This is a genomic window from Streptomyces sp. NPDC056600 (assembly GCF_042792855.1).
Lineage (GTDB): Bacteria > Actinomycetota > Actinomycetes > Streptomycetales > Streptomycetaceae > Streptomyces.
This window is the reverse complement of record NZ_JBHTVQ010000026.1, coordinates 25,764-39,987: the sequence shown is the minus strand read 5'-3', so window position 1 is coordinate 39,987 and position 14,224 is coordinate 25,764. Positions and strand designations below refer to the sequence as shown.

Genomic DNA, 14,224 nt, shown 5'->3' with positions numbered 1-14,224 from the left:
GGAGTTCCCTCACATCCGGAAGACGCCGAAGCCGCCGCGCACGCCCTCGAAGGGGGCCGTGTGGATCGCGGACAGGCAGATGCCCAGCACGGTCCGGGTGTCGCGCGGGTCGATCACCCCGTCGTCGTAGAGCCGCCCGGACAGGAACATCGGCAGCGACTCGGCCTCGATCTGCTGCTCGACCATGGCGCGCAGCGCCTTGTCGCCCTCCTCGTCGTAGGGCTGCCCCTTGGCCGCCGCGGACTGGCGCATGACGATGGACAGCACGCCGGCCAGCTGCTGCGGGCCCATCACCGCGGACTTGGCGCTCGGCCAGGCGAACAGGAACCGCGGGTCGTACGCCCGCCCGCACATGCCGTAGTGGCCGGCCCCGTAGGAGGCGCCCATCAGCACCGACAGGTGCGGCACCTTCGAGTTCGACACCGCGTTGATCATCATCGCGCCGTGCTTGATGATGCCGCCCTGCTCGTACTCCTTGCCGACCATGTAGCCGGTGGTGTTGTGGAGGAACAGCAGCGGGATGTCGCGCTGGTTGGCGAGCTGGATGAACTGGGCGGCCTTCTGCGACTCGGCGCTGAACAGCACGCCCTGCGCGTTGGCCAGGATGCCGACCGGGTAGCCGTGCAGGGTGGCCCAGCCGGTGGTGAGGCTGGTGCCGTACAGCGGCTTGAACTCGTCGAAGTCGGAGCCGTCGACGATCCGGGCGATCACCTCGCGCGGGTCGAACGGCGTGCGCAGGTCCTCCGGGACGATGCCCAGCAGTTCCTCGGCGTCGTACCTGGGCGGCTCGACGAACGCCGGGTCGGGGTCCGGGTGGGCCTTGCGGTGGTTGAGGCGGGCCACCACCCGACGCGCCTGGCGGATCGCGTCCAGTTCGTCCACGGCGAAGTAGTCGGCGAGGCCTGAGGAGCGGGCGTGCATCTCGGCGCCGCCCAGCGACTCGTCGTCGCTCTCCTCGCCGGTGGCCATCTTCACCAGCGGCGGACCGCCGAGGAAGACCTTCGACTGCTCCTTCACCATGATCACGTGGTCGGACATCCCGGGGATGTACGCGCCGCCCGCGGTCGAGTTGCCGAGGACCACGGCCACGGTGGGGATGCCGGCGGCGGAGAGCCGTGTCAGGTCGCGGAAGACCTGGCCGCCGGGGATGAAGATCTCCTTCTGCGAGGGCAGGTCTGCCCCGCCGGACTCCACCATCGTCACCACCGGCAGCCGGTTGGCCAGCGCGATGTCGTTGGCCCGCAGCGCCTTCCTCAGCCCCCACGGGTTGGTCGCGCCGCCGCGCACGGTCGGGTCGTTGGCGGTGATCAGGCACTCCACGCCCTCGACCACGCCGATCCCGGTGACCATCGAGGCGCCCACCGGGTAGTCGCTGCCCCAGGCGGCCAGCGGCGACAGTTCGAGGAACGGGGTGTCCGGGTCGACGAGCAGCTCGATGCGCTCCCGGGCCAGCAGCTTGCCGCGCCCCCGGTGCCGGGCGACGTACTTCTCGCCGCCGCCCGCGAGCGCCTTGGCGTGCTCGGTGTCCAGCGCCGCGAGTTTCTCCAGCAGCGCGGCGCGGTGGGCCGCGTACTCGGGGCCGTCGGTGTCCAAGGCCGTGGGCAGCACGGTCACAGCAGGGCCTCCGGTATGTCCAGGTGGCGGGCGCGCAGCCACTCCCCGAGCGCCTTGGCCTGCGGGTCGAATCGGTGCTGCGCGGCCACGCCCTCGCCGAGGATCCCCTCGACGGTGAAGTTGAGCGCGCGCAGGTTGGGCAGCGGGTGCCGGGTGACGGTGAGCGCCGCGGTCTCGGGCAGCAGTTCCTTGAACCGCTCGACGGTGAGGGTGTGGGCGAGCCACCGCCACGCCTCGTCGTTCCGGGCCCACACGCCGACGTTGGCGTCGCCGCCCTTGTCGCCGCTGCGGGCTCCGGCGACCAGGCCCAGCGGGGCCCGGCGCACCGGACCGGGCGCGGGCGGCGCGGGCAGCGGGGGCCGCGGGGGCTCCTCGGCGGCGGCGAGGTCCTGGGTCGCGGGCGCCGGGGGCACGCTCTCGCGGGTGCCGTCCGGCAGCACGGCGACGTGCTCCACCTCGCCCTGCGGGACGTACGCGGCGTCGAAGGAGCCGTAGGGCGCGCCCTTGCCGGGCGGGGCGGTGACGTGGAAGCCGGGGTAGCTGGCCAGGGCGAGCTCGATGCCCGCGCTGCTGAGGGTCCGGCCGACGGCCTGCTGGTCGGGGTCGCGGACCACCAGGCGCAGCACCGCGCTCGCGGTCTCCTCGGTGGCGGCGTCGGGCCGGTCGGTGCGCACCAGCTCCCAGGAGACGTGCGCGGGGCGGGACGTGGCGCGCTCCAGCGCGTCCTCCATCTGCGCCCGCACCAGCTCGGCCTTGCGTTCCACGTCCAGGCCGGTGAGCACGAAGTCGAGCTGGTTGCGGAACCCGCCGAAGCGGTTGACGCCCACCTTGAGGGTGGGCGGCGGGGCCTCGCCGCGCACCCCGCTGATCCGGACCCGGTCGGGGCCGTCCTGGGCGAGGGTGACGGTGTCCAGCCGGGCGGTGACGTCCGGTCCCGCGTACCGGGGGCCGCCGGTCTCGTAGAGCAGCTGGGCGGTGACCGTGCCGACGTCGACGACGCCGCCGGCCCCGGGGTGCTTGGTGATCACGGAGCTGCCGTCGGGGTGGATCTCCGCCAGCGGGAATCCGGGGCGGAGCAGGCGGCGGGTGTCGAACTCGCCGAAGAAGGCGTAGTTGCCGCCGGTGGCCTGGGTGCCGCACTCCAGCACGTGCCCGGCGACGACGGCGCCGGCCAGGGCGTCGTGGTCGGCGGGGGTCCAGCCGAAGTGGGCGGCGGCCGGGCCGGTGACCAGGGCGGCGTCGGTGACCCGGCCGGTGACCACGACGTCGGCGCCGGCCCGCAGGCAGGCGGCGATGCCGAAGCCGCCGAGGTAGGCGTGGGCGGCCAGCGCGCCGGGGTGCGACGCGGTGAGGTCGTCCCCCTCGACGTGGGCGACCCGGACCGGGAGCCCGAGCCGCGCGGCCAGCTCCCGCACACGGGCCGCGAGCCCGGCCGGGTTGAGGCCGCCCGCGTTGGCGACGATCCGCACGCCGCGCTCGTGGGCGAGGCCCAGGCACTCCTCCAGCTGGCGCAGGAAGATGCGGGCGTAGCCGGCCTCTGGGTCCTTGAGCCGGTCGCGGCCCAGGATCAGCATGGTGAGCTCGGCGAGGTAGTCGCCGGTGAGGACGTCGAGTTCGCCGCCGGTGAGCATCTCGCGCATCGCGTCGAACCGGTCGCCGTAGAAGCCGGAGGCGTTGCCGATGCGCAGCGGCGCGGGATGCGGCGAGCGGGCGGGCGGTGCGGTGTGCGGCTCGTCGCGCGGCTCGCTCAGCGGCGCGGTGGGCGGCGCGGTGGGCGGCGCGGTGGGCGGTCCGCTCTGTGGCGCGGTGGGCGGCGGCGGGGTGGTCGTCACGCGCGCTCCTTCGGCTCGCGGCCGCCGCCGGGGGGCCCGGCGAAGCACTGGGCGACGTCCAGCCAGCGGTCGGCGTCCGGGCCGTCGGCGCGCAGGTCCAGGTCGGCGCGGTGCGCGCGCTGCGTCACCAGGCGGCAGAAGTCCGGCCCCGATCCGGTGACCCGCTGCGCGGCGTCCTCGGGCCCGGAGGTCCACACCTCGCCGTCGGGGAACTCCAGCTCCAGCCGGAACTCCTCCCGGGGCACCGGCAGCCCGTTCATCAGGAACGCGAAGTCCCGGGTGCGCGCGCCCAGCCGGGCGATGTGCCGCAGCCGGCGGGTGGGCCGCCGCTCGACGCCGAGGGCGTCGGCGACGTCCTGGCCGTGCGCCCAGGTCTCCATCAGCCGGGCGGTGGCCATGGAGGCGGCGGACATGGGCGGCCCGAACCAGGGGATCTTCGTCCCCCGCGGCACCTCACGCAGCGCCGCCTCCAGCGCGGCACGGCTCTCCCGCCAGGCCGCCAGCACCTGCGCGGGCGGCCTGCTCGCACCCAGCGCGGCCTGCGCGTCCATGTAACCGTCGGTGTCCGCGAGGGCCTGCTGGACCTCGGCGTCGAACGCCTCCTTGTCACCGATCGCGGCCAGGGCGGCCCGGTCGGTCCACGCCAGGTGGGCGATCTGGTGCGCGACGCTCCAGCCCGGCGCGGGCGTGGGCGCCGCCCACCGGTCGTCGCTCAACCCGGCCACCAAGGCGTCGAGTTCGGCCGACTCCTCACGCATGTCGTCGATCACCGACGTCGTCGGATCGTCCATCGTGGCGTCCTGCTCCCTCCGGGCACGGCGGTGTGCGGGGTGGTGCGCCTCGGAGCATGGCAGCGGGACGGGAATCAATCAAGCGTGCTTGCTTGATTTTTTCCCCACACCGATCACCCGGCCTCGCCGAGGTCCAGCACGCCGACGATCTGTTCCCCGGAGAGCTCCCCCGTCTTCCGGAAGCCCAGCCGCAGGTAGAACTCCTCCGGCCCGTCCTCCCCCTGCTCCCAGGTCACGTAGAACCGCGACCCACCCCGGCGCCGGATCTCCTCCGCCACCGCCCGCACCGCGAACGCGCCGTACCCGCGCCGCTGTTCGTCCGCCGCGATATTCAGCCGCCACAACCCGGACCGCACGTCGCTGCGGCTGCCGTCGCCGCGCCAGTCGATGTCGAGGAACGCCATCAGGAATCCGACGGCCCGGTCCCCGTCGCGGATCAGCCGCGGCCAGGCGGCCTCCGGGTACACGTACGCCTGCGCCAGCGACTTGACCACCGGCGTGACGAACCGGCTCTGCTCGGGGGCCACTTCGATACCGATCGCGGTGTCGAGGTTGTCCGGCGTGACCGGCTCCAGCCGCAACTGCCGCTCGTCCATGCGCTGCTCACTCATGCGCGCACCCTAGGCAGGGCCCCGTCCCGCGCTCCAAGCCTTTTCGACGCTGTCACAGGACGAATCCCCTTCCCGCACGACGCTCAGCGATGACCGCGCAGGCGACGCTCCACCCGGTCCATGGCCGCGTACACCTGTGTCCGTTCCGCCTGTGCGAGGTCGTCGGGCCGGTGCCGCGTCGCGTTGTCGACAACCGTTTCCGTGCTGCCGCCCGCCTGGGCGACGCCGCCGCGGAGCGTCTCGGTGACCGACAGCAGCATCGCGATCAACTGGGTGGCGCCGTCCACCTGCTGGTGCTCGGCGAAATCGGCGGAGAGCCGACGCAGCCCGGCCAGGGGATCCGGCGCGGGCAGCCCCAGGGTGCGGGCCGGGTCGCGGCCGGTCAGGCACGTCTCGTGCCGCCCCGCGTCGTCGCCCCAGAACTCCCACGTCCAGCCCGGCCACCGGGGCAGGCCTCCGGGAAGACTGTCCGCACTGACCCAGGTCAGGTGCGTGGAGGTCCACAGACCGCCGGTGCGCCGCTCCCGGTCGATGTGCAGGCCGTGCCGAGGGCGGCGCTTCCACGACTCGACGGGCCGCAGAAGGTCCGGATCCCGGTCCAACAGGGCGGGACCCTGGCAGAGCAGCCACTCGGCAGGTTCCACGGCGAGCCCGCCGACCCGCACGGAGTCCTCGTCGGCCACGCTGAACACGGTGTCCGGGTCGAACTCCCCGTCCGCCCCGGTAGGCCGGAGGGGGGAGCCACCCATCAGCCCTTCCCGCAGGTCGGCCCCGGTCCGCGCGGCCAGTCCCACCGGCCCGTCGTACGCCCACTCCACGCCCCACCCCGCCCAGGTCTCGGCGAGGACGGCGAGCAGCGCGGCACGGTAGGAGGCGTCCGCGCAGGGCGCCTCGAAGGACAGCACCCGCCGGTCGACGTCGATCAGCGCGCATCCCTCCAGCCAGAGCGGGTCGTGCCACCAGTCGGACGACGGCTCTTGCGCGCGTGCGTGTCGCAACGCCGGAAGCGGTCCGGGCAGCAGGTCCAGGGCCAGCCCCGAGGCGCCCCACTGCGTGTAGTACCGCTCCCACCGGCCGGCCTCGCGGACCCGGGGATGCGCACGTGATCCCATGCCCGGGAAGCTAACGCCCCGCCCGCCCCCTGGATCCTGAGTCCGACCGGTCTCACCCGTCCGGGTCACGCCCTGTGCCCTCATGCAGGCGCTGGGCAGGTGTCCGCCCCCAGCCCCAGGTCCTTTCACCGATGCGGCGAGCGGCCCCACTTCGTACGCTCACCGCCTGCCCGCCGACGCCTCCGCGCCCCTGCGCATCGCCCGCCCGACCGGTGATCCGGACGCCGTCGCCCGCTTCCGGCTCGACGGCCTCGGCCTGGCGGAACTCTGGCGCCACGAGTGCGGCGTCACGGTCGAGGACCCGGACGGCTACCGGCTGGTCCTGTCCACCCGCGGCTGGTCCAACGCGCCGTCCTGAGACTTCCCGTCGGGCTCCCCCTTCGTGACCCGCACCGCGCCGACCTGGGTGCGGACGGCGCCCATACTCGCGGCGACGACCAGGCCGATGGCCGCCGCCTGGGCGGCGCCGAGGGTCTGGTGGAGGATCAGGAAGCCGGCCAGGGCGGCCACCGCGGGTTCCAGGCTCATCAGGATGGAGAACGCGGCGGCCGGGAGCGAGCGCAGGGCGATCAGTTCGAGGGTGTACGGGAGGACGGACGACAGCACCGCGACGCCCGCGCCGAGGCCGACCGTCACCGGGTCGAGGAGTTCGGCGCCCGCCGAACCGATGCCCAGCGGGAGGATCAGCAGCGCGGCGAGGCCCATCGCGATGGCCAGGCCGTCGGCCTGCGGGAAGCGGCGGCCGGTGCGGGCGCTGAAGACGATGTAGCCCGCCCACATCGCCCCCGCGCCGAGGGCGTACGCCACGCCCGCCGGGTCGAGGCCGGAGAAGTCGCCGCCGCCGAGCAGGAAGACGCCGGCCAGCGCCAGGCCGGCCCACAGCAGGCTCACCACCCGCCGCGAGGCGATCACCGACAGGGCCAGCGGCCCCAGCACTTCCAGGGTGACCGCCGGGCCCAGCGGGATCCGGTCGGCGGCCTGGTAGAAGAGGCCGTTCATGCCGGCCAGCGTCCCCGCGAAGGCGATCACCGTGCCCCAGTCGGCGCGGGAGTGACCCCGCAGCCGGGGACGGCAGAAGACCAGGAGCAGCGCCGCCGCGACCACCAGGCGGATCGCGACCACGCCCAGCGCGCTGGTGCGGTCCATCAGGTTCACGGCCAGCGCGCTGCCGAACTGCACGGAGACGACTCCGCCCATCACCAGGCCGACGGGGCCGAGCGCCCTCCGCGACCCGGCGGCGGAACCTGCGGCGGACCCGACGGCGGAACCGGCGGCGGGCACGGGGGCCTCGCCGGCGCCGGAGGCCGTGGCGCCCGCGAGGGGCCGGTCGGTGCGGGGTGCGTTCACGGTGCCGTCCTGGTGCGAGGGGTGCGAGAAGTACGCGGGGTGCGAGGGGGGCGAAAGGGTCCCTTCGGGACCAGCACGAGGTTACGGGCGGGCCGTCATCCGCGTAAAGCGGGTTCAGTCCTTACCGGGCCGGTCCTCGTCCAACGCCTCCGCCAGCACCTCCGCCAGGTGACGGGCACGCCGGCCCGCGAGGTGGTCGAGCTGGGTGCGGCAGGACCAGCCGTCGGCGAGCAGCTCCGCCTCCTCCCCCGCGGCGTGGACGGCGGGCAGCAGCTGCTCCTCGGCGCAGGCGACGGACACCTCGTGGTGGCCGCGCGTGAAGCCGAAGTCGCCGGCCAGGCCGCAGCAGCCGCCGGAGAGGTCGCCGGTGAGACCGGCCGCCTCGCGCAGCCGGCGTTCGGCGGCGTCGCCGAGGACGGCGTGCTGGTGGCAGTGGGTCTGGCCGGCCACCGGGCGGTCGAGGCGGGGCGGCGTCCAGTCGGGCGCGTGCCGCTCCAGAGCCTCCGCGAAGGTGACCACCGCGCCCGCCAGCCGCGCCGCGCGCGGGTCGTCGCCCAGCAGCTCGGGCAGGTCGCCCCGCAGCGCCGCCGCGCAGCTCGGCTCCAGGACGACGACCGGCAGGCCCGCGTCGAGCACCGGTGCCATCAGGTCCAGCGTCCGGCGCAGCACCGCCCTGGCACGGTCGAGCTGGCCGGTGGAGACATAGGTGAGGCCGCAGCAGACCCGGCCCCGGCGGCGGACGGCGGAGGCCAGGACGGACAGCGCGCCGCGCACTCCCCCGGTGCGGCCGTCGGCGATCCGCGGGCCGCCCGGCCGGAGCACCGGGGGCGGCGTCACCGTCAGCCCGGCGGCCTCCAGCACCCGGACGGCGGACCGGCCGACGGACGGCGACAGGTACTCCGTGAAGGTGTCCGGCCAGAGCACCACCGTCCGCGATTCCGGTGGGTCGACACCGGCGGACCCCGCAGCGCGCGACTCCAGCGGGTCGACACCGGCGGACTCCGCCGCACGCCCCTCCCGCGGGTGAACACCCGAGCGCGGACGCCGTTCCCACCCACGGGTGAACGTCTCGCGGGCGAGGCGCGGCAGCGGCCGCTGCGGGGCGACCCCCGCCAGCCGCTTGGCCACCGCGGCGAGCGGCCGCACCGAGGCCAGCGCGTTGACGATCCCGGGCAACCGGGTGCGGGCGAGCGCCCGCAGCCACACCGGCAGCCACCCCATCCCGTAGTGCGCGGCCGGCCGGCGCCGCCCCGCGTAGTGGTGGTGCAGGAACTCCGCCTTGTAGGTGGCCATGTCGACGCCCACCGGGCAGTCCGTGCGGCAGCCCTTGCAGGACAGGCAGAGGTCCAGCGCGTCGCGGACCTCCTCCGAGCGCCACCCGTCGGTGATCACCTCGCCGGCCAGCATCTCGTGGAGCAGCCGCGCACGGCCCCGGGTGGAGTGCGCCTCCTCGCCGGTCGCCCGGAAGGAGGGGCACATCACCTCGCTCCCGGTCACCGTCGTCGTGCGGCACTTGGCGACGCCCACGCAGCGGCGGACCGCGGCCCGGAAGTCGCCGTTGTCGGCCGGGTAGCCGAACTCCACGTCGACCGGCTCCCGGGGCAGCGCGGCGAACCGCAGGTGGGCGTCGAGCGGTTCGGGCCGGACCAGGACGCCGGGGTTGAGCAGGCCGTCGGGGTCCCAGAGGTCCTTGACCCGCTCGAAGAGGCGCACCGCCTCCGCCCCGTACATCCGCTCCAGCAGCTCCGCCCGCGCCATCCCGTCGCCGTGCTCCCCCGACAGCGAGCCGCCGTGCGCCACCACCAGGTCGGCCAGCTCCTGCGAGAAGCGGCGGTAGCGCGCGATACCGGGGCCGGTCAGCAGGTCGAAGTCGATGCGGACGTGGACGCACCCGTCGCCGAAGTGGCCGTAGGGGACGCCGCGCAGGCCGTGCTCGACGGTCAGCCGCCGGAAGTCGCGCAGGTAGGCGCCCAGCCGGGCGGGCGGCACCGCGCAGTCCTCCCAGCCGGGCCAGGCCTCGGTGCCGTCCGGCATCCGGGTCGCCGTGCCGCTCGCGTCCTCGCGGACGCGCCACAGCACCCGCTGGGCGGCCGGGTCGGTGACCACCAGCGCGTCCAGCGCGTCGGCGGTCCGCACGATCCGCTCGGCGCGCGCCCGGGCCTCGACGCCGTTGGCCCCGCCGGTCTCCACGAACAGCCAGGCGCCGCCGCGGGGCAGTCCCTCCGCGGACGGCACCAGGTCGGTCGCCATGCCCTCCACGGTCAGCGGACGGTGCGGCAGCAGTCCCGGCGCGGCCTGCGCGGCGGCGGACTCGTCGGCGTACCCGAGCACCGCGAGGGCGCGGGCGGGCGGCGACTCCACCAGGCGCACCGTCGCCTCGGTGAGCACCCCGAGGGTGCCCTCGGAGCCGCAGAACGACCGCGCCACGTCCACCCCGCGCTCGGGCAGCAGCGCGTCCAGCGCGTAGCCGGAGATCCGGCGCGGCAGGTCCCGCGCGAACCCGGTGCGCAGCAGCTTCAGTTCGCCGCCGACCAGGTCGCGCAGCCCGTCCGGCGCGCCCCGGCCGCCGCGGCCGAGCACGAGACGCGTGCCGCGCGCGGCCAGCACCTCCAGCGACTCCACGTTGTCCGCGGTGGTCCCCCAGGCCACCGAGTGGGAGCCGCAGGAGTTGTTGCCGATCATCCCGCCGAGCGTGCACCGGCCGTGGGTCGACGGGTCGGGCCCGAACCGCAGGCCGTGCGGCGCGGCCGCCTCCTGAAGCCGGTCCAGCACCAGGCCCGGCTGGACGACGGCGGTACGGGCCTCGGCGTCCAGGGACACCAGGCGGTTCATGTGCCGGGTGAGGTCGAGCACGACGCCGGTGCCGGTGGCCTGCCCCGCGATCGAGGTGCCGCCGCCGCGCGGGACCACCGGCACGCCGTGCTCGCGGCAGACCTCCAGCGCCGCCGCCACGTCGTCGGCGTCCCGGGGCGCGACCACGCCCAGCGGCACCCGGCGGTAGTTGGACGCGTCCATGGTGGTCAGCGCGCGGGCGGTCGCGTCGAACGCGACCTCACCGCGCACCGCCCGGCGCAGGGCGGTCTCCAGCGGGGACGGCTTGGACGACTGGGACGGCGGAGACGGCGCAGACGGCGCAGACGGCTGGGGCGACTGGGGCGACTGGGACGGCGAGCGCGGCTCGAACTCGTGCATCTCCCGAGGATCCCCGGCGGGAGGCCGCCGGACACGTCGTCTCAGCGGCCGGACCACGTTTCGTACGGGTTTCCCGAAGGGACTACGCTCGCGCTCGTGGCTGAGATCCAGATTCCCGCTGACATCAAGCCCGCCGACGGACGATTCGGCGCTGGCCCCTCCAAGGTGCGGACGGAGGCGCTGGAAGCCCTCGCCGCGACCGGCACGTCTCTGCTCGGCACGTCGCACCGTCAGGCCCCGGTCAAGAACCTGGTCGGCAAGGTGCGGGAGGGCATCCGCGAGCTGTTCTCCCTGCCCGAGGGCTACGAGGTGATCCTGGGCAACGGCGGATCCACCGCGTTCTGGGACGTCGCGACGCACGGTCTGATCGAGAACCGCTCCCAGCACCTCACCTTCGGCGAGTTCTCCTCGAAGTTCGCCAAGGCCTCCAAGCTCGCCCCGTGGCTGGGCGACCCGACGCTGGTCTCCGCGGAGCCGGGCGACCACCCCGAGGCCAAGGCCGAGGCGGGCGTCGACGTCTACGCCTTCACCCACAACGAGACCTCCACCGGTGTCGCCATGCCGATCCGCCGGGTGGCCGGCGCGGACGAGGGCGCGCTGGTGCTGGTCGACGCGACCAGCGGCGCGGGCGGTCTGCCGGTGGACGTCTCCGAGACGGACGTCTACTACTTCGCCCCGCAGAAGTCCTTCGCCTCGGACGGCGGTCTGTGGATCGGCGTGTTCTCCCCGGCCGCGCTCGAGCGCGCCGCGCGGATCCACGCCTCCGGCCGTCACATCCCCGAGTTCTTCTCGCTGCCGACGGCGATCGACAACTCGCTCAAGAACCAGACCTACAACACGCCCGCGCTGTCGACGCTGTTCCTGCTGAACGAGCAGCTGGAGTGGATCAACGGCCAGGGCGGCCTGGACTGGGCGGTCTCCCGCACGGCGGAGTCCGCGCGGAACCTGTACGGGTGGGCCGAGGCCTCCAAGTACGCGACGCCGTTCGTCGCCGACGCGGCGAAGCGGTCGCAGGTCATCGGCACGATCGACTTCGCCGAGGAGATCGACGCGGCGGCGGTGGCGAAGGTGCTGCGGGCGAACGGGATCGTGGACACGGAGCCGTACCGGAAGCTGGGGCGCAACCAGCTGCGGGTCGCGATGTTCCCGGCGATCGACCCCGCGGACGTCGCGGCGCTCACCGCCTGCGTCGACCACGTCATCGACCACCTCTGACCCTCCCCGCACCCCCGAGACGCCGCGTTCCCCGGAACGCGGCGTTTCGCGTTCCCCGGACCGCCCGCACGGTGACGGCGCGCGCGGACCTCGCGGACCTCGCGGGCAGCGCCGTTACGCCGGGTGGCGGCAAAGGAACACCCCCGCGGTTGCGGGGGTGGGGAGCGGGCCGGAGGGTGAGGGAGGTGGCGTGAAACAGCTCACGTGGTGGTGAGGTGGTCGGCGGCGGCCCGCCTGATCGCCGCGTCCCGCTTGCGCACGTACCAGACACCGATCAGCCCGAGCCCTCCGCCGGCCAGGCAGGTCCACACCCACCACGCGTGCCCGTTCTCGTCGAACCAGCCGTAGAAGGGGAGTTGAACGAGGAAGAGGACGAACCACAGGATCGTGCCGCCGGTGATGGTGGCGACAACGGGCCCCTCCAGGGGCTCCGGCGCCTCGTGCTTGGGGGTCCACTTCGCCATGACCTCAGTCTACGAGGCTCCTCGCAGCCGCCCTCGCCCCCTCTTCAGACCCTCGTCACATCGACCCGCAGAGATTCGCTAACGCGAGGTTTATATGTTCATACTGGTGGAGACACCGCCTGGCTGGATCCATTCGTAGGAATCAACGAGAGTCCGCGAGAACCGCCGGGCGGACCCCCCGACCCCCGTACTCCTGAGGTCCCGTATGTCCTCCTCGGCCACCGCCAAGGCTCCCGCGCCCGAGCAGCCGGGCCGCCGGCCCCAGTTCGGCGCCCTCGACCGCTACTTCAAGATCTCCGAGCGCGGCAGCACGCTGTCCCGCGAGGTCCGCGGCGGTTTCGCCACCTTCTTCGCGATGGCGTACATCATCGTGCTGAACCCGATCATCCTGGGCAGCGCGAAGGACATGTACGGGAACCAGCTCGACAACGCCCAGCTGGTCACCGCCACCGCGATCTCCGCCGCCTTCGCGACGCTCCTCATGGGCGTCATCGGCAACGTGCCCATCGCGCTGGCGGCGGGTCTCGGCGTCAACACCGTCGTCGCGCTCCAGCTCGCCCCGCGCATGTCGTGGGCCGACGCGATGGGCATGGTCGTGCTGGCCGGCTTCGTGGTGATGCTGCTGGTCGCCACCGGTCTGCGGGAACGCGTGATGAACGCGGTGCCGTTCGGCATCCGCAAGGCGATCGCCATCGGCATCGGCCTGTTCGTGCTGCTGATCGGTCTGGTCGACTCCGGCTTCGTCACCCGCATCCCGGACGCCGCCCACACCACCGTTCCGCTCCAGCTGGGCGTCGGCAACCAGCTCCTCGGCTGGCCGGTCCTGGTCTTCGTGCTGGGCGTGCTGCTCACCTTCGCGCTGATGATCCGCAAGGTGCCCGGCGCCATCCTGATCTCGATCGTCGCGATGACCGTCGTCGCCGTGGTGATCAACGCGGTCGCCGACGTGCAGAGCTGGGGCCTGACCACACCCGAGTGGCCCGGCAACCCCTTCGCGGCCCCCGACTTCGGCCTGATCGGCCAGGTCAGCCTGTTCGGCGGCTTCGAGAAGGTCGGCGTGCTGACCGGCGTGCTGTTCGTCTTCACCGTCCTGCTGTCCTGCTTCTTCGACGCCATGGGCACGATCATGGGCATCAGCGACGAGGCGAAGCTGACCGACGCCCAGGGCCAGATGCCCGGCATGAACAAGGTGCTGTTCATCGACGGCATCGCGGTCGCCGCCGGCGGCGCGAGCTCGTCCTCGGCCACCACCTGCTTCGTGGAGTCCACCGCCGGCGTCGGCGAGGGCGCCCGCACGGGCCTCTCCAACGTCGTCACCGGCCTGCTGTTCACGCTCGCGCTGTTCCTGACCCCGGTCGCCACCATGGTGCCGTCGCAGGCGGCCACCCCGGCGCTGGTCGCGGTCGGCTTCCTGATCCTCGCGGGCAACATCAAGGAGATCGACTGGAACGACTGGTCGATCGCCGTCCCGGCCTTCGTCACGATGCTGACGATGCCGTTCACCTTCTCCATCACCACGGGCATCGGCCTGGGCTTCATCACCTACGCGGTGCTGCGCCTGGTGACCGGCCGTGCCAAGGGCGTCCCGGCGGCGATGTGGGCGGTGGCCGCGGTCTTCGTCTTCTACTACCTGATGCCGGCCCTCGGCCTCGCCTGATCCCCCGGGGGCGCCGCCGCCCCCGCCCACTACGGCCCCGCGCTCCCGTGCGCGGGGCCGTAGTGCTTCTCCGTCTCCTCGACCGCGGCCCTGAACCGCTGGTCGAAGTCGTCCCTCAGCAGCGTCCGGACCACGTAGTCCTGGACGCTCATCCCGCTTCTCGCCGCGTGCCTGCGGAGACGGTCGAGCAGGTCCCCGTCGACGCGCAGGCTGAGCACACCGGTGTCGGTGTGTCCCGTCGTCTGCGTCATCTGCATGGGCATGAGGGTCGCGCCGGAGGGCGGAAACAGTCCCGTTTCCTTCGGCCGGATCACTCCTTCGGGTGATCTCGCCCACCCTCCTGCACGCATGAGGCCCTGTCATTGTTATTTAGAGAGGGTAATGAGTTA

Annotated in this window: 12 protein-coding genes; 3 read left to right on the top strand and 9 right to left on the bottom strand. The window is 73.7% G+C overall.

From position 1 onward, the window contains the following. Window positions 1-9: 9 nt before the first annotated feature. The 5 genes from ACFRAV_RS15580 to ACFRAV_RS15560 form a co-directional block, all read right to left on the bottom strand. Complete coding sequence (locus tag ACFRAV_RS15580; RefSeq protein WP_382555567.1) at window positions 10-1,614, bottom strand: acyl-CoA carboxylase subunit beta; 1,605 nt, start codon at window positions 1,612-1,614, stop codon at window positions 10-12. Next, a complete protein-coding gene (locus ACFRAV_RS15575; RefSeq protein ID WP_382555646.1) occupies window positions 1,611-3,302 on the bottom strand; it encodes an acyclic terpene utilization AtuA family protein in 1,692 nt (563 codons plus the stop codon). Before ACFRAV_RS15575 ends, ACFRAV_RS15580 begins: the two co-directional genes overlap by 4 nt. Before the next feature lie 140 nt (window positions 3,303-3,442). Then, a complete protein-coding gene (locus tag ACFRAV_RS15570) occupies window positions 3,443-4,237 on the bottom strand; it encodes a TIGR03084 family metal-binding protein (RefSeq protein ID WP_382555565.1) in 795 nt (264 codons plus the stop codon). 113 nt (window positions 4,238-4,350) lie between these two features. Beyond that, window positions 4,351-4,848, bottom strand: coding sequence for a GNAT family N-acetyltransferase (locus ACFRAV_RS15565; protein ID WP_382555562.1), 498 nt, complete (start codon window positions 4,846-4,848; stop codon window positions 4,351-4,353). Between the two features lie 83 nt (window positions 4,849-4,931). After that, on the bottom strand, window positions 4,932-5,960 hold the full coding sequence (locus tag ACFRAV_RS15560; protein WP_382555561.1) for a hypothetical protein: 1,029 nt from the start codon (window positions 5,958-5,960) through the stop codon (window positions 4,932-4,934). An 82-nt stretch (window positions 5,961-6,042) separates the two neighbouring features. On the opposite strand from ACFRAV_RS15560, the gene ACFRAV_RS15555 reads away from it, so the two are divergent. Further along, entirely contained in the window at window positions 6,043-6,318 is a 276-nt protein-coding gene (locus tag ACFRAV_RS15555; protein WP_382555559.1) for a hypothetical protein, read from the top strand. Here the strand turns inward: ACFRAV_RS15555 and ACFRAV_RS15550 are convergent. Both ACFRAV_RS15550 and ACFRAV_RS15545 read right to left on the bottom strand, forming a co-directional pair. Further along, a complete protein-coding gene (locus ACFRAV_RS15550) occupies window positions 6,270-7,307 on the bottom strand; it encodes a DMT family transporter (RefSeq protein WP_382555557.1) in 1,038 nt (345 codons plus the stop codon). The two genes, ACFRAV_RS15555 and ACFRAV_RS15550, sit on opposite strands and share 49 nt — an antisense overlap. A gap of 114 nt (window positions 7,308-7,421) precedes the next feature. Beyond that, window positions 7,422-10,499: an FAD-binding and (Fe-S)-binding domain-containing protein gene (locus ACFRAV_RS15545; RefSeq protein WP_382555554.1), complete on the bottom strand. Its 3,078-nt coding sequence runs from the start codon at window positions 10,497-10,499 to the stop codon at window positions 7,422-7,424. A 96-nt stretch (window positions 10,500-10,595) separates the two neighbouring features. On the opposite strand from ACFRAV_RS15545, the gene serC reads away from it, so the two are divergent. After that, a complete protein-coding gene (serC, locus tag ACFRAV_RS15540) occupies window positions 10,596-11,714 on the top strand; it encodes a phosphoserine transaminase (protein ID WP_382555553.1) in 1,119 nt (372 codons plus the stop codon). A gap of 200 nt (window positions 11,715-11,914) precedes the next feature. On the opposite strand, the gene ACFRAV_RS15535 is transcribed toward serC, so the two are convergent. Continuing rightward, on the bottom strand, window positions 11,915-12,178 hold the full coding sequence (locus ACFRAV_RS15535) for a DUF2530 domain-containing protein (RefSeq protein ID WP_382555551.1): 264 nt from the start codon (window positions 12,176-12,178) through the stop codon (window positions 11,915-11,917). Window positions 12,179-12,383: 205 nt separating this feature from the next. Here ACFRAV_RS15535 and ACFRAV_RS15530 point away from each other — a divergent pair, with 205 nt between their 5' ends. Next, window positions 12,384-13,835 carry an NCS2 family permease gene (locus ACFRAV_RS15530; RefSeq protein WP_382555548.1) on the top strand — a complete coding sequence of 484 codons (1,452 nt, stop codon included), beginning with the start codon at window positions 12,384-12,386 and terminating at the stop codon, window positions 13,833-13,835. 29 nt (window positions 13,836-13,864) lie between these two features. Here the strand turns inward: ACFRAV_RS15530 and ACFRAV_RS15525 are convergent, their stop codons facing one another. Then, window positions 13,865-14,092, bottom strand: coding sequence for a hypothetical protein (locus tag ACFRAV_RS15525; RefSeq protein WP_382555547.1), 228 nt, complete (start codon window positions 14,090-14,092; stop codon window positions 13,865-13,867). Window positions 14,093-14,224: the final 132 nt, after the last annotated feature.

What these genes read in the sequence shown, in the direction of transcription:
- ACFRAV_RS15555 (WP_382555559.1), top strand. Translation starts at nt 6,043, where the DNA reads ATGCAGGCGCTGGGCAGGTGTCCGCCCCCAGCCCCAGGTCCTTTCACC.
- ACFRAV_RS15545 (WP_382555554.1), bottom strand. Translation starts at nt 10,499, where the DNA reads ATGCACGAGTTCGAGCCGCGCTCGCCGTCCCAGTCGCCCCAGTCGCCC.
- ACFRAV_RS15525 (WP_382555547.1), bottom strand. Translation starts at nt 14,092, where the DNA reads ATGCAGATGACGCAGACGACGGGACACACCGACACCGGTGTGCTCAGC.
- ACFRAV_RS15535 (WP_382555551.1), bottom strand. Translation starts at nt 12,178, where the DNA reads ATGGCGAAGTGGACCCCCAAGCACGAGGCGCCGGAGCCCCTGGAGGGG.
- ACFRAV_RS15570 (WP_382555565.1), bottom strand. Translation starts at nt 4,237, where the DNA reads ATGGACGATCCGACGACGTCGGTGATCGACGACATGCGTGAGGAGTCG.
- ACFRAV_RS15530 (WP_382555548.1), top strand. Translation starts at nt 12,384, where the DNA reads ATGTCCTCCTCGGCCACCGCCAAGGCTCCCGCGCCCGAGCAGCCGGGC.
- ACFRAV_RS15565 (WP_382555562.1), bottom strand. Translation starts at nt 4,848, where the DNA reads ATGAGTGAGCAGCGCATGGACGAGCGGCAGTTGCGGCTGGAGCCGGTC.
- ACFRAV_RS15560 (WP_382555561.1), bottom strand. Translation starts at nt 5,960, where the DNA reads ATGGGATCACGTGCGCATCCCCGGGTCCGCGAGGCCGGCCGGTGGGAG.